The organism is Streptomyces sp. NPDC126499 (genome assembly GCF_040302485.1).
Taxonomy (GTDB): domain Bacteria; phylum Actinomycetota; class Actinomycetes; order Streptomycetales; family Streptomycetaceae; genus Streptomyces.
The window spans coordinates 33,535-52,306 of record NZ_JBEOUO010000020.1 but is presented as its reverse complement, the minus strand read 5'-3'; the positions used below and the strand labels follow the sequence as shown (position 1 = coordinate 52,306).

At 73.5% G+C, this 18,772-nt stretch carries 17 protein-coding genes and 2 pseudogenes; 11 read left to right on the top strand and 8 right to left on the bottom strand.

All coding sequences use genetic code 11. The annotated features are described in order from the left end of the window. Positions 1-15: 15 nt before the first annotated feature. The 3 genes from ABTZ91_RS25920 to ABTZ91_RS25910 are packed head-to-tail and all read right to left on the bottom strand — an operon-like array spanning position 16 to position 3,115. Complete coding sequence (locus ABTZ91_RS25920; protein ID WP_352079640.1) at positions 16-690, bottom strand: HisA/HisF-related TIM barrel protein; 675 nt, start codon at positions 688-690, stop codon at positions 16-18. Positions 691-701: 11 nt separating this feature from the next. Beyond that, positions 702-1,724 (bottom strand): 4-hydroxythreonine-4-phosphate dehydrogenase PdxA, encoded by a 1,023-nt coding sequence (gene pdxA / locus ABTZ91_RS25915; RefSeq protein ID WP_352079639.1) that lies wholly within the window; start codon positions 1,722-1,724, stop codon positions 702-704. Then, complete coding sequence (locus ABTZ91_RS25910) at positions 1,721-3,115, bottom strand: four-carbon acid sugar kinase family protein (RefSeq protein WP_352079638.1); 1,395 nt, start codon at positions 3,113-3,115, stop codon at positions 1,721-1,723. The genes pdxA and ABTZ91_RS25910 overlap by 4 nt, the downstream gene beginning before the upstream one ends. A gap of 177 nt (positions 3,116-3,292) precedes the next feature. Here ABTZ91_RS25910 and ABTZ91_RS25905 point away from each other — a divergent pair, with 177 nt between their 5' ends. Continuing rightward, positions 3,293-4,189 (top strand): LysR family transcriptional regulator, encoded by an 897-nt coding sequence (locus ABTZ91_RS25905; RefSeq protein ID WP_352079637.1) that lies wholly within the window; start codon positions 3,293-3,295, stop codon positions 4,187-4,189. 139 nt (positions 4,190-4,328) lie between these two features. Then, positions 4,329-5,327, top strand: coding sequence for a TAXI family TRAP transporter solute-binding subunit (locus tag ABTZ91_RS25900; RefSeq protein ID WP_352079636.1), 999 nt, complete (start codon positions 4,329-4,331; stop codon positions 5,325-5,327). On the opposite strand, the gene ABTZ91_RS25895 is transcribed toward ABTZ91_RS25900, so the two are convergent. Both ABTZ91_RS25895 and ABTZ91_RS25890 read right to left on the bottom strand, forming a co-directional pair. After that, positions 5,306-6,850 carry a HAMP domain-containing sensor histidine kinase gene (locus tag ABTZ91_RS25895; protein ID WP_352079635.1) on the bottom strand — a complete coding sequence of 515 codons (1,545 nt, stop codon included), beginning with the start codon at positions 6,848-6,850 and terminating at the stop codon, positions 5,306-5,308. The two genes, ABTZ91_RS25900 and ABTZ91_RS25895, sit on opposite strands and share 22 nt — an antisense overlap. A 19-nt stretch (positions 6,851-6,869) precedes the next feature. Continuing rightward, positions 6,870-7,574, bottom strand: coding sequence for a response regulator transcription factor (locus ABTZ91_RS25890; RefSeq protein WP_352079634.1), 705 nt, complete (start codon positions 7,572-7,574; stop codon positions 6,870-6,872). 344 nt (positions 7,575-7,918) lie between these two features. On the opposite strand from ABTZ91_RS25890, the gene ABTZ91_RS25885 reads away from it, so the two are divergent. The 8 genes from ABTZ91_RS25885 to ABTZ91_RS25850 all read left to right on the top strand — a co-directional run bounded on the left by ABTZ91_RS25885 (position 7,919) and on the right by ABTZ91_RS25850 (position 14,594). Beyond that, complete coding sequence (locus ABTZ91_RS25885; RefSeq protein ID WP_352079633.1) at positions 7,919-8,704, top strand: amino acid ABC transporter ATP-binding protein; 786 nt, start codon at positions 7,919-7,921, stop codon at positions 8,702-8,704. 99 nt (positions 8,705-8,803) lie between these two features. Continuing rightward, positions 8,804-9,721, top strand: coding sequence for a glutamate ABC transporter substrate-binding protein (locus ABTZ91_RS25880; protein ID WP_352079632.1), 918 nt, complete (start codon positions 8,804-8,806; stop codon positions 9,719-9,721). 96 nt (positions 9,722-9,817) lie between these two features. After that, positions 9,818-10,465: an amino acid ABC transporter permease gene (locus ABTZ91_RS25875; protein ID WP_352079631.1), complete on the top strand. Its 648-nt coding sequence runs from the start codon at positions 9,818-9,820 to the stop codon at positions 10,463-10,465. Next, entirely contained in the window at positions 10,462-11,388 is a 927-nt protein-coding gene (locus ABTZ91_RS25870) for an amino acid ABC transporter permease (RefSeq protein ID WP_352079630.1), read from the top strand. Before ABTZ91_RS25875 ends, ABTZ91_RS25870 begins: the two co-directional genes overlap by 4 nt. A 169-nt stretch (positions 11,389-11,557) precedes the next feature. After that, a complete protein-coding gene (locus ABTZ91_RS25865; protein WP_352079629.1) occupies positions 11,558-13,273 on the top strand; it encodes an FAD-dependent monooxygenase in 1,716 nt (571 codons plus the stop codon). Positions 13,274-13,316: 43 nt separating this feature from the next. Then, positions 13,317-13,403 carry a putative leader peptide gene (locus ABTZ91_RS25860; protein WP_345492036.1) on the top strand — a complete coding sequence of 29 codons (87 nt, stop codon included), beginning with the start codon at positions 13,317-13,319 and terminating at the stop codon, positions 13,401-13,403. A gap of 67 nt (positions 13,404-13,470) precedes the next feature. After that, on the top strand, positions 13,471-14,043 hold the full coding sequence (locus tag ABTZ91_RS25855) for a cysteine dioxygenase (RefSeq protein WP_352079628.1): 573 nt from the start codon (positions 13,471-13,473) through the stop codon (positions 14,041-14,043). A gap of 77 nt (positions 14,044-14,120) precedes the next feature. Further along, the gene (locus tag ABTZ91_RS25850) at positions 14,121-14,594 is read left to right on the top strand and encodes a rhodanese-like domain-containing protein (protein WP_352079627.1); all 474 of its coding nucleotides are present in this window, start codon (positions 14,121-14,123) and stop codon (positions 14,592-14,594) included. Here ABTZ91_RS25850 and recX read toward each other — a convergent pair. From recX to ABTZ91_RS25835, 3 genes and pseudogenes are all read right to left on the bottom strand, one after another. Further along, positions 14,591-15,304 (bottom strand): annotated as a pseudogene (recX, locus tag ABTZ91_RS25845) (recombination regulator RecX); the annotation flags it as partial. The gene ABTZ91_RS25850 and the pseudogene recX sit on opposite strands and share 4 nt — an antisense overlap. Before the next feature lie 85 nt (positions 15,305-15,389). Beyond that, positions 15,390-16,313: pseudogene (recA, locus tag ABTZ91_RS25840) on the bottom strand (recombinase RecA); the annotation flags it as partial. Between the two features lie 193 nt (positions 16,314-16,506). Further along, a complete protein-coding gene (locus ABTZ91_RS25835) occupies positions 16,507-17,085 on the bottom strand; it encodes an XRE family transcriptional regulator (RefSeq protein ID WP_352079626.1) in 579 nt (192 codons plus the stop codon). A 105-nt stretch (positions 17,086-17,190) separates the two neighbouring features. Between ABTZ91_RS25835 and ABTZ91_RS25830 the strand changes: the two genes are divergently transcribed. After that, positions 17,191-18,639: an MFS transporter gene (locus ABTZ91_RS25830; RefSeq protein WP_352079625.1), complete on the top strand. Its 1,449-nt coding sequence runs from the start codon at positions 17,191-17,193 to the stop codon at positions 18,637-18,639. The last annotated feature ends 133 nt before the right edge of the window (positions 18,640-18,772 follow it).

Sequence of the window (18,772 nt, the reverse complement as noted above, 5' to 3'; positions counted from 1 at the left end):
CGCCGCCGGTCGGCGCTAGCGCGGGCCGCCGCTCGCTTCGAGGACCGCCGTGAGCTGGGCGGCGAGGGTGCCGGCGTCCGGGCGGAGGGCGCCCGCGAAGGCCGCGGAGCCGACGGTGAAGGCGTCCGCCCCGGCCTCGGCCAGGGCCTGGATCTGGGCCGGGGTGCTCAGCGAACCGGCCACGACGAGCCGGCCCGTCGTGGCGGCGCGGGCGGCGCGGACCAGGTCGAGCGGATCGGCCTCGGTGGCGCGGTGGGCGAGCAGGTCGACGCCCGCGCACCCGGCGGCCTCGGCCCGGCGGCAGTCCTCGGCGATACGGGCGGGGCTGCCAGCCAGCCGGGTGGGATGGCCCGTCGGCTCGCCCGCGAAGGGCAGGTAGCGGACGCCGGTGCCGTCGAGGAGGGCGAGGGTCTCCTCGATCCAGGTGCCTCCGAGCAGCCAGTCGACACCGAGGTCGACGGCCGTCCGTACGGAGTCGAGCGCCTGGGCGCGGCCGGTGGAGACGACCTCCAGGTGGCTGGTGGCGCCGAGTTCCCTGATCTGCTCGTGGAGCCGGTGCAGGGTCGCGGTGTCGACGCCGACGTCCTTGAAGCCGATGTGGGTGATGCCCAGCTCGCGGACGGAGTCGAGGACGCGGAGGCAGTCGGTGACGGTCCGGTCGTCGCGGGTGAGCATGAAGATGAAGTCCACGGGGATTCCCCTCACGGGTGTCGCGGGGCCAGTTCGTCGGCGTGGTGCAGGGCGGTGAGCAGGCTGGTGTGGTCGGCGGTGCCGGTGCCGGCGAGGTCGAAGGCGGTGCCGTGGTCGACGCTGGTGCGGACGAACGGCAGGCCGAGGGTGATGTTGACCCCGTGTTCCAGGCCCAGGTACTTGACCGGGATGAGTCCCTGGTCGTGGTACTGGGCGACGACGGCGTCGAACTCGCCCGCCCGGGCCCGCATGAAGACGGTGTCGGCGGGCCAGGGCCCGCTCGCGTCGATGCCCTCGGCGCGGGCGGCGCGCACGGCGGGGGCGATGACGTCGAGGTCCTCGCGGCCGAAGAGGCCGTTCTCGCCGGCGTGCGGGTTGAGGGCGGCGACGGCGATCCGGGGGCGAGCCGGCGCCGTGGCGCGCAGCGCGCGGTGGGTGAGGCGGATGGTGTCGAGCTCCCGGTCGACGGTGAGCGCGTCGATCGCGGTGCGCAGCGACTGGTGGACGGTGACGAGGACGGTCCGCAGCTCGTCGTTGGCCATCATCATCGCGTAGCGCCGGGTGCCGGAGAGCTCGGCCAGGACCTCGGTGTGGCCGGGGTGGGGCACCCCCGCGAGGCGCAGGGCCTCCTTGTTCACGGGGGCGGTGGTGAGCGCCCGGACGCGGCCCGCGAGGGCGAGCTCGACGCCCTTGCGCACGTACGCGTACGAGGCCGCGCCCGCCTCGGCGGCGACGGTGCCGAGGGCGAGGCCGGCGGCGTGCAGGGCGGGGCCTTCCGCGAGGACGTCGAGGACTCCGGGAGTGCGGCCGGCGGTCTCCACGACGTCCGTGGCGTCCACGGCGTCCACGGCCTCAGCCGGCAGGGCGCGCACGCGGAGGTCGGTGCCGGTGGTCCGGCAGGCGCGTTCGAGGGTGCCGGGGTCGCCGATGACGACGACGGGGGCGCGGCGGCGTGGGTCGGCGCAGGCTCTGACGGTGATCTCGGGGCCGATGCCGTGCGGGTCGCCCATGGTGACGGCGATGGGGCGGGTCACCGGGCGCCGCCCGCCGCGAGGAGGGCGTGGAGGCGGACGAGGGTGCCGTCGTCGCCGAAGCCCCCGGCCTTGACGAGTACGGGGAGCCGGGGCGCCGCGGGGCCGTGCAGGATGCCGCGGGCGATGCCGGGCTCGGGCTCGTCGTACAGCTCGATGCCGGTGCCGCCGAGCGCGCCCAGGACGGCGGCCGCGGTCTCCCCGCCGGTGAGGACGAGTCCGTCGGCCCGGCCGTCCTCCGTCCGCCCCCGGGTCTCCTCGGCGAGCCGGCGGATCAGCGCGGCGGGGCCGGCGGGGTCGGCGGTCCGCTCCTTAGGGGTGTGGAGGGCGGCGAGGGGTTCGCCGGTGAACCGCTCGCGCAGGGCGGCGAGCTGGCGGCGGCTCGCGGGGTTGGCGCTGCCGACGACGGTCAGCGGGTGCCGTACGGCGGGGAGTTCGGGGAGGGCGTCGGCAGGCTGCCGGGCGTGGCGGCGGGCCAGGGCGTCGGCGAGGCCCGGTGAGCCGACCCACAGGACGTCCTGGGGGCGGGGGACGGCGGCGACGACGGCGTCCAGGTCGGCGTCGGTGGCCGCCGAGCAGACGAGGATCCCACCGGCCTCGACCAGGCGCGGCAGTTCGGTGAGCTGCTCCGGTACGGGGGCGGGGCGGGGCTCGGGGCCGGGGCCGGGGACGGGGGCGGGGGCGGGGCGGGGCTCACGGCCGGGGCGCGGTTCGGGGCCGGGGACGGGGCCGAGAGCAGGGACAGGGCCGAGAGCGGGGCCGCGGCCGAGAGCAGGGACAGGGCCGAGAGCGGGGACAGGGCCGAGAGCAGGGACAGGGCCGAGTGCGGGGACAGGGCCGGGGACGGGATCACGGACGGGCTCGGGGACGGGGGCAGCAGGGCCGCGGGCGGGCTCGGGAACGCGGGCCGGGCCAGGGCCGAGGACGACGGCGTCCGGCAGGAGGCGGGCGAGGTCGGCCGAGCGGACCGGGTGGGCCGGGTCGCGGGCGAACTCGCTCGCGTCGACCCGTACGCCCCTGACGTACTGGACGCCCCGGACCGTCGTACGGCCCTCGGAGGGGAAGGCCGGGGCGAGGATCGCCGTGCGGCGGCCGGAACCGGCGAGCGCGGCCCGCAGTTCGGCGGCCACATGGCCGCGCAGGGTCGAGTCGACGGTCTTGATCAGGAGGTCCGCGCCGGCGTACGCGGCGGCCGCCTCGCGCGTCCGGGCGGCCGCGTCCGCCTCTCCCCGCAGCCGGGTGCCGAGGTCGACGGCGGTGACGCCGAGCTCGGGGGCGGCGCCCCCGGGAGCGAAGAGGACCCGTGCGCGGTGGCCGTTCCTGCGGAAGGGGGCGGCGCCGTCGGCGGCGCTGGTGAGGTCGTCGGCGAGGACGACGACGGTGGATGGCGGCATGCTGGGCGGCCCCTCTTTCAAGGAAGGAGGCGGAACAGGTGACGGGTGACCGCGCTCGCCTGACGGCCGCGAGGCCGTCGGCGCGTGACGGGATCAACCCTCGCCGCCGCGAACCCGCAGGACAAGCGATTCCTTCTCACGCGACCTGTGAGGGAATCTCACCGATAGATTCCCCTCATGCCCAGGCCCTCCCTGCCGCCCCTCGCCACCCTCCTCCCCTTCGAGGCGACCGTGCGCCACGCGAGCATGACCGGAGCCGCGCGGGAGCTCCACGTCACGCACGGCGCGGTCAGCCGCCAGGTGCAGAACCTGGAGAAGGCCCTCGGGACGACCCTGTTCGAGCGCGGCGCGCGCTCCCTGCGGCCCACCCCGCAGGCCCGGCGGCTGGCCGCCGCCGTGCGGGAGGCGCTCGACCTGATCGAGGCGGCCGCCGCGGAGGTCTCCGGCCGGGACCCGGGCGGCCCGCTCGCCCTGTCCTGCGAGCCCACGCTCCTGATGCGCTGGCTCATCCCGCGTCTTCCCGACCTCGCGGCGCGGCACCCCGGCCTGACCGTGCACCTGTCGGCGGGCGGCGGCCCGCCGGACTTCGCGCGGGACACGGTGGACGTGGCCCTGCGCCGGGACGACTTCCCGGTGCCCGAGGGGGTGAGCCGGGTGCCGCTCTTCGAGGAGTGGATCGGCCCGGTCTGCCGCCCCGAACTGGCCGAGCGGCTGCTGACCGGCGGCTTCGAGGGCGTCACCCTGCTGCACACCGGCACCCGGCCGGCCGCCTGGGACGACTGGCGGCGGCTGACCGGGCACGCCGTGGCGGCCGGCGGCGCGCCGCAGCAGACCTTCGAGCACTTCTACCTGGCGCTCCAGGCGGCCGTCGCGGGCGTGGGCGTGGCCGTCGGGCCGTACGCGCTGGTCCGGGACGATCTCGTACGGGGGCAGCTGGCCGCCCCGTACGGGTTCGTGGCGGACGGCACCGGCTACGGACTGCTCAGCCCTCGTCCGCCGGCGCGGGACGCGCGGATCGCGACGCTGCTGGGCTGGCTGCGGCAGCAGGCGGCTTCCCTGACCCCGCCACCGTGAGGGTCTCCATCGCCATCTCCACCACCATCGTGAGGACCGCCCACCGGCACCGTGTGGACCGCCACCACCACCGTGAGGACCGGCACCGCCCACCCGTCCGCCCTGGCCAGGACGCCCGACCAGCTGGCAGGATCGCGCCATGCCCGCCGCACTCTCCCGCACCGCCCGCCGCCGCGCCCTCCAGGTCTCGGCAGCGCTCCTGGCGCTGGCCGGAGTCCTGGTGTGGTGGCTGGTTCCGTTCGGCACGAAGGCGCCCAGCGGGCACATCACCTTCAGCACCGGGGTGCCCTCGGGCGTCTACCAGCGGTACGGGGCGCTGCTCCAGCAGGCCCTGGCCCGCGACCTCCCGGACGTCTCGATAACGCTGAGGAACAGCGAGGGATCCCAGCAGAACCTGGCCAGGCTCGCCTCCGGCGAGGCCGACTTCACGGTGGCGACGGCGGACGCCGTGGCCCAGTACCAGCGGGACCGCAGGCCCGGCTTCGAGCGGCTGCGCGGCTGCGCCCGGCTCTACGACGACTACGTCCAGCTGGTCGTGCCCAAGGGTTCGACCGTGCAGTCGGTGGCCGATCTGCGCGGTCGGCGCGTCGGCGTCGGCCAGGCCGGCTCGGGCGTGCGGCTGATCGCCGACCGGGTGCTCGCGGCGGCCGGGCTGACCCCGGACGTCGACATCGTCCCGGTCTCGGCCGGCATCGACACGATGCCGGGGCTCCTGGAGCGGCACCAGCTGGACGCCTTCTTCTGGTCGGGCGGCCTGCCCACCCAGGCCGTCCAGGACCTCTCCGAGCGGCTGCCGATCCGGCTGGTGTCGCTGGACGAGGCGCTGATCGAGAGCCTGCACGACGTGGGCGAGTCCACCCGCCACTACCGCTCGGCGACGATCCCGGCCGACGCCTACAGCCGGGCGCAGGACGGCAACCCGGTGGACACCCTGGCGGTGGCGAACATCCTGGTCACCACGGCCGCCGCCGACCCGGACCTGGTGGAGGGCTTCACCCGTACGGTGATCGGCAGCCGCGACCGGATCGGCAGCCAGGTCCACCCCGCCCAGCTGGTCGACCTGCGGACCGCGATCTACACCGACCCGCTGCCCCTGCACGAGGGCGCCCGGCGCTACTACCGCTCGGTGAAGCCCTGACCCCGACCATCCCGACCGGTGAAACCCTGATTCCGACCGGTGAAGCCCTGACCCCCGTGCGTGAAACCCTGATCTCCGCCTGCCCCGCCTGATCGGGTCGCGCCCCGCGGGCCGCCGTCCGAGGCCGGTCGCGGCTCGTCCCGCGGCACGGTGACGGTCACCTTGAGGCCGTGCGGCTCGTTGCGGGCGTAGGCGATGGTGCCGCCGCCCGCGGCGAGCAGGACCCGGGCGATGGACAGACCGAGGCCCGAGCCCTTGACGTTCTGGTGCCGGTTCGAGCGCCAGAAGCGGTCGCCGACCCGCTCCAGCTCCTCGTCCGTGAGGCCGGGGCCGTGGTCGGCGACCTCCACGGCGACGGTCCGGCCGCCGGGGCTCAGGAAGACCCGTACGGAGACGTCCTCGCCCGCCGGGGTGAACTTCAGGGCGTTGTCGATCACCGCGTCGAGCGCGCTGGACAGCGCCACCGGGTCCGCCCAGGCAGTGACGGCGGCGGTGTCGGCGACGATCGCCACGCCCTTGTCGTCGCCGACCGGCCGCCAGGAGGCCACGCGCTCGGCGGTGAGCGCGCCGATGTCGGTGAGCCGCAGGTCGGCGGCGGTGTGTTCGGCGAGCGCGAGGTCGAGCAGGTCGTCGAGGACCTGGGCGAGCCGCTTGCCCTCGGTGCGGACGGAGGCGATCTCCTCGTTGTCCTCGGGGAGTTCGAGGGCGAGCAGTTCGATCCGCAGCAGCAGCGCGGCGAGCGGGTTGCGCAGCTGGTGGGAGGCGTCGGCGACGAAGGCCCGCTGCTGTTCGAGGACGTCCTCGACGTTGTCGGCCATCTCGTTGAAGGAGCGGGCGAGACGGCGCAGTTCGGGCGGTCCGCCGGCGGCGGCGACCCGGGACTTCATGCGGCCGGTGGCGATGTCGTGGGTGACGGCGTCGAGGACCCGTACGGGCCGCAGCACCCAGCCGGTGAGCCGGAAGGCGGCGCCGACCGCGAGCAGCATGGCGGCGGCCTCGCCGGCGAAGATCAGCAGCCAGTCGCGCAGGATGCGGGAGCGGAGCTGTCCGGTGGGCGAGTCGGTGACCACGACGGCGACGACGTCGCCGTCCCGGACGACCGGGGAGGCGATGGTGAGCCGAGCGTCCCGCTGCCAGGGCCACACCTGCGGCGGGTCGTGGCTGCGGCGGCCGAGCAGGGCCTCGTTGAAGGCGCGCCGGCCCTCCCCCTCGTACGGGACGACCCAGTCCTCGGGGGCGGCGGCCATGGCACGGTTGTCGCGGAAGAAGATGCCGGCGCGGATCTCGTAGACGTCGTGGTAGCTGGCGAGCTCGCCGCTGAGGGTGGAGCGCCGTTCGTCGCGGCCGAAGCTGCTCTCCTCGACGAACTGCGCGAGGGCGGCGAAGCGGGCCGCGTCGTCGAGCCGGTCGACGACCACCCGCTGCTGCTCGGAGGCGGCGGTGCTGGCAGCCAGCGGGAAGCCGAGGGCGAGCAGCACGCCGGCCATCAGGACGATCAGGAGCGGGAGGAGGCGGGTGCGCACGGGCGGGCGGGCCTTGTGACTACGCGGTCGGCGCGACCAGGCGGTAGCCGACGCCCCGCACGGTCTCGATCAGGGCGGGCATCCGCAACTTCGAACGCAGGGAGGCCACGTGGACCTCCAGGGTGCGCCCCGTGCCCTCCCAGTTGGTGCGCCAGACCTCGCTGATGATCTGCTCGCGGCGGAAGACCACTCCGGGCCGCTGGGCCAGCAGGGCGAGCAGGTCGAACTCCTTGCGGGTGAGGGGTACGGCGTCGCCGTCGACGCTGACCCGGCGGGTGGGCAGCTCGATGGTGACGGAGCCGAGGCGCAGGGTGCTGTCCTCGCCGGAGCCGGTCTGCTCGTCGCCCGCGGCGCTGCGCCGGCTGACGGCGTGGATGCGGGCCAGCAGCTCACCCGTGTCGTAGGGCTTGACGACGTAGTCGTCGGCCCCGAGGTTGAGGCCGTGGATCCGGGAGCGTACGTCGGCGCGCGCCGTCACCATGATCACGGGGGTGGTGGTGAGCTTCCGGATGCGTCCGCAGACCTGGTAGCCGTCCTGGTCGGGCAGGCCGAGGTCGAGCAGGATCACCCCGTACGAGGGGCGCTCGCCGTGGGCGGCGGGCAGGACGGCCTGGAGCGCCTCCTCGCCGTTGCGGGCGTGGGTGACGGTGAAGCCGTGCCGGGCGAGGATCGCGGAGAGCGCGGCGGCGACGTGGTCGTCGTCCTCGACGAGCAGCAGTCTCATGGCCCTCCTCCGTGATCTCTCGGCGTCTCTCGACGGTGACTCCGCAGGGGGTCCGGCCTGCGGTGGCGTGGGGTTCGCGCGGTGCCCGCGGCGTTCGCGCGGCGCGGGTGATGACTATCTGTGTACCAGGGCATGAACGCCGATGGTCACGGTCACAGTCAAGTGTCCCCCCGTCACTCTCCCGTTTTTCGTTATCCACCCGGTACGGCGGTACGCACCCCCTTCACGCAGAGTGTCCGGTTGCGACCGGATCGTTATGCTCAAACTTCGCTCAGATGTGATGACGCTTCTCGCACCCGGTCTCTAGTGTCCTCCCCAACCGAGCAGGACGGAGCGAGATGCCGATGAGCGGAGTGTCAGTGACCAAGGGTTCGGAGGGCGCCGTGCCGGCCGCGGACGACCTGGTCGTGCTGTCCGACGTGAACAAGCACTTCGGCGCGCTGCACGTGCTCCAGGACATCGACCTGACGATTCACCGCGGCGAGGTCGTGGTCGTCATCGGACCGTCCGGGTCGGGCAAGTCCACGCTGTGCCGCACGATCAACCGGCTGGAGACGATCGACTCCGGCAGCATCACCATCGACGGGAAGCCCCTGCCCCAGGAGGGCAAGGAGCTGGCGCGGCTGCGGTCCGACGTCGGCATGGTCTTCCAGTCCTTCAACCTCTTCGCGCACAAGACGGTGCTCGAGAACGTGATGCTGGGTCAGGTCAAGGTCCGCAAGACCGAGAAGAAGGCGGCGGAGGCAAAGGCCCGCGCCCTGCTGGACCGGGTCGGGGTGGGCACGCAGGCCGACAAGTACCCGGCGCAGCTGTCCGGCGGCCAGCAGCAGCGCGTGGCGATCGCCCGCGCGCTCGCGATGGACCCGAAGGTCATCCTGTTCGACGAGCCGACCTCCGCGCTCGACCCGGAGATGATCAACGAGGTCCTGGAGGTCATGCAGCAGCTGGCCCGGGACGGCATGACGATGGTGGTCGTCACCCACGAGATGGGCTTCGCCCGGTCCGCCGCCAACCGCGTGGTCTTCATGGCGGACGGCCGGATCGTGGAGCAGGCCACGCCCGACGAGTTCTTCAGCAACCCGCGCAGCGACCGCGCCAAGGACTTCCTGTCGAAGATCCTGCACCACTGACGGGTGCCGCCGGCGCCCCGCCGCGGCAACTCCTGAGACTCCACAGCCGACGTGCTGCACACTGACGATCAACTACCCACGACCTGAGGGATGTTCACGATGAAGCTCCGCAAGACCGCGGCCGTGGCCGTTGCCGTGCTCGCGCTGACCGCGACCGCCTGTGGCGGCAAGGAGGGCTCGGCCGGCGACAAGCCCGCCACGAAGCCCGGCGACGCCAGCGCCCCCAAGCTCCCCACGTACACCGTCGCGAGCGGCGTCGACCTGAACTCGCCGACCTTCAAGAAGGCCAAGCAGCGCGGCAAGCTGATCATCGGCTCCAAGGCCGACCAGCCGTACCTGGGCTTCGAGGACCAGGCGACCAAGAAGCGTTCCGGCTTCGACATCGAGATCGCCAAGATGATCGCCGCCGACCTGGGCTTCTCCGAGGACCAGATCGAGTGGAAGACGGTCGACTCCAAGCTCCGCGAGACCGCGATCTCCACGGGCCAGGTCGACTACTACGTCGGCACCTACACGATCAACGACAAGCGCAAGGCGCAGGTCGGCTTCGCCGGCCCGTACTACCAGGCCGGCGCCGACCTCCTGGTCCGCAAGGACGAGACCGCGATCACCGGCCCGGAGTCCGTCAAGGGCAAGAAGGTCTGCTCGATCACGGGCTCCACCCCGCTCCAGGAGATCAAGAAGCCGCAGTACGGCGCGGAGACCGTCGAGCTCGGCAAGTACTCCGACTGCGTCCAGCAGCTGCTGACCAAGCAGGTCGACGCCGTCACCACCGACGACTCCATCCTCAAGGGCTACGCCGCCGCCAACGCCGGCAAGCTCAAGGTCGTCGGCAAGCCGTTCACCAAGGAGCCGTACGGCGTCGGCATCAACAAGGACGACAAGGTCCTCCGCGACAAGGTGAACGACATCCTCGAGAAGTACGTGGGCGACGGCACCTACAAGAAGATCTACGAGGCCACCCTCGGCCTCTCCGGCTCGGCCTACACCGCGCCGCCGGCGGTCGTCCGCTACTGATCCGCCTCCGCGTGAGCGCCCCGTACGCCCTGTGCGCTACGGGGCGCCCCGCCCCCTGCCCGTACACCTGCCGCTGACTGCCGACGCGGAGTCCTCATGAACGTACTGCTCGACCATTTCCCGGAGTTCCGCAACGGATTCATAGGAACCGTGTCGATCACCGCCGTCAGCTCGGTCATCGCCCTGGTCCTCGGCATCGTCATCGCCGGCTTCCGTGTCTCGCCCGTCCCGCCGCTGCGCCTCTTCGGCACGGCGTGGGTGACCCTGCTGCGCAACACGCCGCTGACGCTGCTCTTCCTGGTCTTCTTCTTCGTCGTCCCGGAGATCCTCTTCCCGGGCATGAGCCCCTTCGTGCTCGCCTCGCTGGCGCTCGGCTTCTACACCTCCTCGTTCATCTGTGAGGCGGTCCGCTCCGGCATCAGCACGGTGCCGCTGGGCCAGGCCGAGGCCGCCCGCTCGCTCGGGTTCACCTTCTCGCAGACGCTGCGCCTGATCGTGCTGCCGCAGGCCACCCGTACGGTGCTGCCGCCGCTGAGCTCGATCTTCATCGCCCTGACCAAGAACTCGGCCATCGCCGGCGCCTTCAGCGTCACCGAGCTCTTCGGCTGGCAGACGCTGATGAGCGAGCAGGGCTACGCGATCATCCCGATCTTCTGCTGGGTCGCCGTCGCCTACCTCGTCATCACCTTCGCCATCAGCGGACTCTTCCGTCTCCTTGAGCGCAACCTGGAGGTCGCCCGATGAGCGCCAGCGTTCTCTTCGACGCCCCCGGCCCCAAGGCGAAGATCCGCAACCGGATCTACGCCGTCGTCGGCAGCCTCGTCATCCTCGCCCTGCTCGCGGTCAGCGTGCTGCGGCTCGCCGAGAAGGGGCACCTCGCCCCCGAGATGTGGGACATCTTCAACTACGCGGGCATCCGGCAGAACATCGCCGACGCGCTGCTCGCCACCCTGAAGGCCTTCGCGCTCGCCGCCGTCGGCTCCCTCGTCCTCGGCGTGCTGCTCGCCGTCGCCCGGCTCTCCGACCACAAGGCGATCAGCTGGCCGGCCACCGCCTTCATCGAGGTCTTCCGCTCCCTGCCGCTGCTCATCACCATCTACGCGGTGTGGGTCGCCTTCCTCACCGACTACTCGATGTGGGCGCTCGCGATCGGCCTGTCCATCTACAACGGCTGCGTCCAGGCCGAGGTGCTGCGCGCCGGCGTCAACTCCGTCCCGCGCGGACAGCGCGAGGCCGCGTACGCGCTCGGCATGACCAAGACCCAGGTGATGACCACCGTCCTGCTGCCGCAGGCGGTCCGGGCCATGCTGCCCACGATCATCAGCCAGCTGGTGGTCACCCTGAAGGACACCTCCTTCGGCTTCGTCATCCTCTACCCCGAGCTGCTCTACTCGGCCCGCCTGATCGCCTCCAACACGCTGGTCAACGGCTCGTACCCGTACGTCTCCGTGATCGTGGTCTTCGGCGCCATCTACATCGCGCTGTGTCTGGCGCTGTCCGCGCTCGCCACCTGGATCGAGAAGCGCGGCCGCCGCTCGAAGACCGGCGTCGTCGCCCCCGGCACCGACGCGCAGGCCGTCGTGGGCGCCACCGAGGCGGGCACCGCCGGTGGGACGGCCGGGACCGCCGGCGGCGGCTCCGACGGCCCTGGCATCACGAAGAACTGACGGCATGTGACATCATCCGGGGGCAGTGGCGACGCCGCTGCCCCCGTCACTTGACGCACGCACCCCCAGTGGGTTGCATACGTTCTGTGATCAAGCTCCGGGCCCGCGCCACACCCCGCTGTGCTTCCCGCACGACCGTACGGCCTCGCACGCCCTCAGGAGCCGCGCCGTGGACCCGGTGATCATCGTGGGCGCGGGGCCGGTCGGCCTCGCGCTCTCCCTCGCCCTGGCCGCCCAGGACGTGCCCAGCGTCGTCCTCGACGAGAGCGCGGGCAAGGAGGAGCCGCGCCCCGCGCGCACCGTCGTGCTGCGCGCGGACATGGCCGCCCTGGTGGAGCGGCTCGGCTGTGCCACGCTCCGTGACGAGGGCGTCCGCTGGGTCGGCTGGCGCTCGATGCGCCGCCGGCAGCAGATGCGGCACATCCCGCTGGACCTCGGCCTGTCCGGGGACGCCGGCGCGGAGGGCGGCGCCGCGGTGCCGGCGGCCCCGCTGCACATCCCGCAGCACGCCCTGGCCCGCGGGCTGCGCGACGCCATCGCACGCCAGGACCTCGTCACCCTGGTCACCGACTCCCGGGTCGACACCGTCGAGCAGGACGCCCGCGGTGTCAGCGCCCACACCCGCGGCCCGGACGGCACCTGGTGGCGCGGCAGCCATCTCGTCGGCTGTGACGGCGCGCGTTCCACCGTGCGCAAGCTGCTCGGTGTCCGCTTCCCCGGGCGTACGGCGGTGGAACGGCACGCGGTCGCCGCGCTGCGCACCGAACTCCCCTGGGCCGGCGAGGCCCTGCTGCACCGTCAGCCGCCGTGGCGCACCGGCGGCGAGGAGGTCGCGGCCCGGCCGCTGCCCGACGGCGTGTGGCGGATCGACTGGCTGCTGCCGCCGCGCGGCGAACTGGTCACCCCCGACGCGCTCGTCACCCGCATCCGCGAGACCCTGGCCGGCTGGTGCGAGGGGGTGACCCCGCCGTACGACCTGATCGACACCGGCGTCCACACCGTGCACCACCGGCTCGCCCGGCGCTGGCGGGTGGACCGGGTCTTCCTCGCCGGGGACGCGGCGCACCTGCTGGGCGCGGTCGGCACCCAGGGGCTCGACGAGGGCCTGCGGGACATCGACAACCTGGCCTGGAAGCTGGCCTTCGCCTGGCACCACCGCGACGCCCCGGACACCCTCCTCGACAGTTACCAGAGCGAGCGCCGGGCGGCCGTCGCCGGGCTGCTGCGTGCGGCCGACCAGGTGCTGCCCGTGCTGCGCGGCGGCAGGGGCCTGCGTACGTATCTGCCGGGCGGCGGTCGCGGCCACGACGCCCTGCTGACCGACGGGCACCTCGGGCGCGGCCCGCTGGGCGCGCTTCCCGCGTTCCCGCACTCCCCGTTGGCGCCGGAGCCCTCCGAGGGCCGCATCCCGGTGGCCACGCCGGACGGCGCGCCGGTCGACGACGTCCGGGTGACGGCGCCCGACGGCACGACCGTACGGCTGCGCGACCGGCTCGGCTGGGGCCGGCTCCTGGTGCTGCTCGTGGCCCCGGGCACCGGGGTCTGGGACCGGCGGCACTGGGTGAGCGCGGGGGTGATGCCCCGGCTCGCCGAGGCCGTGGACGGGCTGCCCGCACCGGCCGAGCTCCTGGTGACCGAGGCCTATCCGGGCGCCCCGGCCCACGCGGTGCTCCTCGTCCGCCCGGACGGCCATCTGGCCGCGGCGTTCGCCGGTGTGCGGCCGGAGGAACTGCACGCGGCGGCGGAGGCGGTACGGGGCGGGGTGCCGGCGCCGGACGCGGAGGGGGACCCGGGGGCGGGCGCGAAGGCGGACGCGAAGGGGAAGCAGGCCACCGCTCCGGGGGCGGAGCCGGTGCCAAAGGACGTGGCCGCGGAGGTCAACTGAGGGCCGATTGACCGCCACCGGCGTCCATGGTGTACTCCGGAACGTGACCGGCACCGATCTGCGCCTGTGGCGGAGGGTCCATATGGACCTCGTCCGCTACGCGGGCTGCGTGTGTCGCCCGTCCTGCTGAATTCGCCCCCCTTTTTCCAGCGCGCGCTTCGCCGTGCGCTCTTTCGCGAACCTCAGGACGGTCACCCGTGCCCCAGACGCAGCACGTCCTCTCGCCCGTTTCCGGCCCCTCCCCCTCCCCCGCCTCCCCCGCCTCCCCCACCACCGCCTCTCCTACGGAGGCCGATCTGCTGGACTTCGTCCGGCGCACGGCCGCCGATTCCGCACTGATCGCCTCGCTGCCCCTGGATCCCGAGGGCCGCACCTGGGTACGGCTCGACGGACCGGGCGGCAGTGAGGCCTGGCTCATCGGCTGGCCGCCCGGGACGGGGACCGGCTGGCACGACCACGCCGAGTCGCTCGGCGCCTTCGCCACCGCGCGCGGCACCCTGCGGGAGAACTCCCTCGCGGTGCGGCTCCCGGCGAGCGGCTGGAAGACCCTGGAGCTGGCCGACGGCGTCGACCGCGGTCGCGAGCTCCCGGCCGGCCGGGGCCGGGCCTTCGGCCGGTACCACGTGCACGAGGTGCTCAACGAGTCCCGCGCCGAGCACGCGGTCTCGGTGCACGCCTACTATCCCCCGCTCCCGCTGATCCGGCGCTTCAGCCGGACGGGCGCGGTGCTCCGCCTGGAGCAGGTCGAGCGCCCGGAGGACTGGCAGTGAGCGCGGAACGCGAGGACGAGGGTGCCGGTGTGGGTGGCGATGTGACGGTGGGTGCCGGTGTCGGTGTGGGTGGCGATGTGACTGTGGGTGCCGGTGTCGGCGTCGGTGTCGGCGAGCGGGTCGGCATCGACGTGTTGTTGGAGCGGGTGCGGGCCGGCCTCGACCGGATCGACGCCCGGACCGCGTACGAGGCCTACGAGGCCGGTGACGCCCTGCTGGTCGACACCCGCTACGCCGCCCTGCGCGAACGGGACGGTCTGATCCCCGGCGCGCTGGTCGTGGAACGCAACGAGCTGGAGTGGCGGCTCGACCCCCTGGGCAGCCATCGCGCTCCGCAGGCCGACAGCCACGATCTGCGGGTGGTGGTGCTCTGCGACGAGGGCTACGCCTCCTCGCTCGCCGCCGCCTCCCTGCGCCGACTGGGCCTGCACCGCGCGACGGACGTGATCGGCGGCTTCCAGGCCTGGAGGGCGGCGGGCCTCCCGATCCTGCTGCCGGCGAAGCGCCCGTCGCCGGGAGCCGGCCCTGCGGCGGGGTCGGCGGGAGGCTAGAAGGGCTCGTCCAGCCCCTCGGTGTCCTCGCCCTCTTCCTCCAGGGCCTGGCGGACCACCCGCAGGGCCATGCCCTCCGGGTATCCCTTGCGGGCGAGCATGCCGGCGAGTCTGCGCAGCCGCCGGTCGCGGTCGAGGCCGCGGGTGGCGCGCAGCTTGCGGTCGACGAGCTCGCGGGCGCGCGACTCCTCCTGGTCGGAGTCGAGCCGGTCGACCGCCTCCTGGATCAGGGTGGGGTCGACCCCCTTGGTCCGCAGCTCGCGGGCGAGGGCCCGGCGGGCGAGGCCCCGGCCGTGGTGGCGGGACTCGACCCAGGCGCCGGCGAAGGCGGCGTCGTCGATGAGCCCGACGTCCTCGAACCGGGAGAGCACCTCGTCGGCGACCTCGTCCGGGATCTCCCGCTTGCGCAGGGCGTCGGCGAGCTGCTTGCGGGTGCGGGGGGTCCCGGTGAGCAGGCGCAGGCAGATCGCCCGCGCCCGCTCACCCGGATCCTGGGACGACAGCTCCTTCTCGGCCCTCGACGAGTCGGGGCTGCCGTCCGGCCATTCGGTGCGACCGGTCACCGGGTCAGCTCTTGGCCGCCGTGGCCTTGGTCGCCTTGGCGGCCTTGGCCGGGGCCGGGACGGACTTGGCCGCCTCGTCCGCGCCCGCCGCACCCGCGGCGCCCGCCGCGTCCGTGCCGCTCGCCGCGTCCGCTCCCGGCTCGGCCGAGGGCTCCTCGGGCCGGACGCCGACGCCCAGCTTCTCCTTGATCTTCTTCTCGATCTCGTTGGCGAGGTCGGGGTTGTCCTTGAGGAAGTTGCGGGCGTTCTCCTTGCCCTGGCCGAGCTGGTCGCCCTCGTAGGTGTACCAGGCGCCGGCCTTGCGGACGAAGCCGTGCTCCACGCCCATGTCGATCAGGCCGCCCTCGCGGCTGATGCCCTGGCCGTAGAGGATGTCGAACTCGGCCTGCTTGAAGGGGGGCGCGACCTTGTTCTTGACGACCTTGCAGCGGGTGCGGTTGCCGACCGCCTCGGTGCCGTCCTTCAGGGTCTCGATGCGGCGGATGTCGATGCGCACGGAGGCGTAGAACTTCAGGGCGCGGCCACCGGTCGTGGTCTCCGGCGAGCCGAACATCACGCCGATCTTCTCGCGGAGCTGGTTGATGAAGATCGCGGTGGTCTTGGACTGGTTGAGCGCGCTGGTGATCTTCCGCAGGGCCTGGCTCATCAGGCGGGCCTGGAGGCCGACGTGGGAGTCGCCCATCTCGCCCTCGATCTCCGCGCGCGGGACGAGCGCGGCGACGGAGTCGATGACGATCAGGTCGAGGGCGCCGGAGCGGACCAGCATGTCGACGATCTCGAGGGCCTGCTCGCCGTTGTCCGGCTGGGACAGGATGAGGTTGTCGATGTCGACGCCCAGCTTGCGGGCGTACTCGGGGTCGAGGGCGTGCTCGGCGTCCACGAAGGCGACCTGGCCGCCGGCCTTCTGCGCGTTGGCGACGGCGTGCAGGGTCAGGGTCGTCTTGCCGGAGGACTCCGGTCCGTAGATCTCCACGACACGGCCGCGCGGCAGGCCGCCGACGCCGAGGGCGACGTCGAGGGCGGTCGACCCGGTCGGGATGACCTCGATCGGCTCCCTCGAGCGCTCGCCCATGCGCATGACGGCACCCTTGCCGAACTGCCGTTCAATCTGTGCGAGCGCGGCGTCGAGCGCCTTCTCGCGGTCGGTTCCTGCCATGGGTTCCACCCGGTTTGCTTGAGTCGATCGCTTCATGTGAAAGACGCTAACCCCTGCCACTGACAATGGGCCCCGGCGTCCCTTCCGACCTGTGGATAACTCGGCGACAACCCCGTGATCCCAAGGCCTGGCCCTCCCATGAGAATGGATGTTCGATTTTCGTGTCAAGCGCACCACGCCGGGCCCGCCCCGGTCAGGTCGCGGCGGCCGACCCGGTGCGGACGACGGCCTGATCGCCCTGCGGGCCGAAGAGGTGGAGGATCTCCACCGCCTGGTCGCCGGCGGGGCCGAACCAGTGCGGTTCGGCGGTGTCGAACTCGGCGATCTCACCGGGGCGGAGCGTGTACTCGCGGGCGCCGAGCACGAGGCGGAGCTCGCCGGCGAGCACGTACAGCCACTCGTATCCGGCGTGGGTGACCAACTTCGGTTCGCGGCGGGACAGCACCTGCTTGAAGACCTGGACCCGGCCCGGGTACTGCGTCAGCGGCACGAGCACGCTGCCGTGCCTGCCGCGGTGGGGGCGCAGGTGGACGCGCGGGTCGCCGGTGGCGGGCGCCGCCACCAGCTGGTCCAGGGCGACGCGGTGCGCCCGCGCGAGCGGGATGAGCAGGTCGAGCGTCGGGCGCCGTTTGCCCGATTCCAGGCGGGACAGCGTGCTCAGCGAGATGCCGGTCTCCTCGGCGAGCGCTTCGAGGGTGAGCCCTCGGTCGTGGCGCAGCGCCCGCAGCCGCGGGCCTATGCCGTCGAGAATCTGAGCGAGGTCGGCGTCCATGGCCCCCATTTTGCGGTCTCCGCAAAAGCGCTGGGCCGCCGCCGACGGCCGGTTCGAGCATGACGGGACGAGATCCGGTCCGCACGACGACAGAAGGCGCACCTCATGAACACCCCGGCAGCCACGCCACCCGTCACCCCCGCAGCCACCACCGCGCCCCCGGCCGGCGAACCCCTCGGCCCCCGCCGGAGATGGACGATCCTGGCCGTCTGCGCCCTGAGCATGTTCCTCGTCGGCCTCGACACGACCATCGTCAACGTGGCCCTGCCCGAGATCGGGCGCGGCCTGGGCGTGGACACCAGGGGCCTGGAATGGATCGTGGACGCGTACACCGTGGTCCTGGCCGGCTTCCTCGTCGTCTCCGGCGCTCTCGCCGACCGCTTCGGACGCCGCCGGGTCTTCCGGTGCGGCCTCGTCGTCTTCGGTCTGGCGTCCCTGGCCTGCGCCCTGGCGCCCTCGCTCGGCCTGCTCGTCGCGGCACGGGCCGTCCAGGGCATCGGCGCCTCCATGCTGAGCCCCGTGGCCCTGGCGATCGTCGTGAACGCCATGCCCGACCCGAGGGAGCGGGCCCGCGCCATCGGCATATGGGCCTCGGTCTTCGGCCTCAGCATGGCGGCGGGGCCGGTCACCGGCGGCGCCCTCGTCGAGGCGTTCGGGTGGCGATCGGTGTTCTGGGTCAACGCCCCCGTGATCGGCACCGCCCTCGTCCTCGTCGCGGTCTTCGTGCCCGAGTCCCGCGGCGGGCGCGCCCGGCGGCTCGACCCGGCCGGGCAGGTCCTCCTCACCCTGGCTCTCGGCGTCACCGTCGCCGTCCTCATCGAAGCGCCCCGCATCGGCTGGACCTCGCCGCTCACCCTGGCCGGCTGCGCCGTGGCCGCCGCGTCGACCGCCGCGTTCGTCCTGGTGGAGCTGCGCCGGCCCGAACCGCTCATGGACCTCGGCCTCTTCCGGCGGCCGGTCTTCACGATGGCGGTGCTCGGCGCGGTCGCGGTGTTCGTCGCGCTGAACGTGAGCCTCCTGCTCACCACGCTCTACCTCCAGCACTCCCGCGGTTGGACCCCGCTCGCGGCGGGCGCGGCGACCCTGCCCATGGCCCTCGGGGCCACCCTGTGCGCGCCGCGGGCCGGCAGCCTGACCGGCCGGGTCGGGCCACGCCGCCCGCTCCTGATCGCCGGCGCCTTCACCGCCGCCGGCGGCCTGTGCCTGGTGAACCTGGACCAGGACACCGGTCTCCCGCAGCTCCTGACGGCGTATCTCCTGATCGGGATCGGCTTCGGCTTCGCCAACGCCCCGCTCACCAACACCGCGGTCAGCGGTCTGCCGCCCGCCCGCGCCGGGGTCGCCGGAGCCATCACCTCCACCGCGCGCCAGCTCGGCGCCGCCGTCGGCATCGCCGTCGCCGGAGCCCTGGTCGCCCACGTCTCCGACGACCGTCTGGCGCAGGCGTCGAGGCCCGGCTGGCTCCTCGTGACGTGCTGCGGCCTCTTCCTCCTGCTCGTCGCGCGCGCCTCGCGGACGGCCGCTCCCCGAACGCCCTCGCCCCGGCCCGCGTGACGGAGACGGGGTGCCCTTCCGGCCGGGCAGGGCCGCCGGCCCGTGCACGCGCGCGTGGGGTGCCTTGGGCGGGCCCCGGGGCCTGGCGCTCGTCCGCGGCCCGTGCACGCTCGCGTGGGGGGGGCGCGTGCGC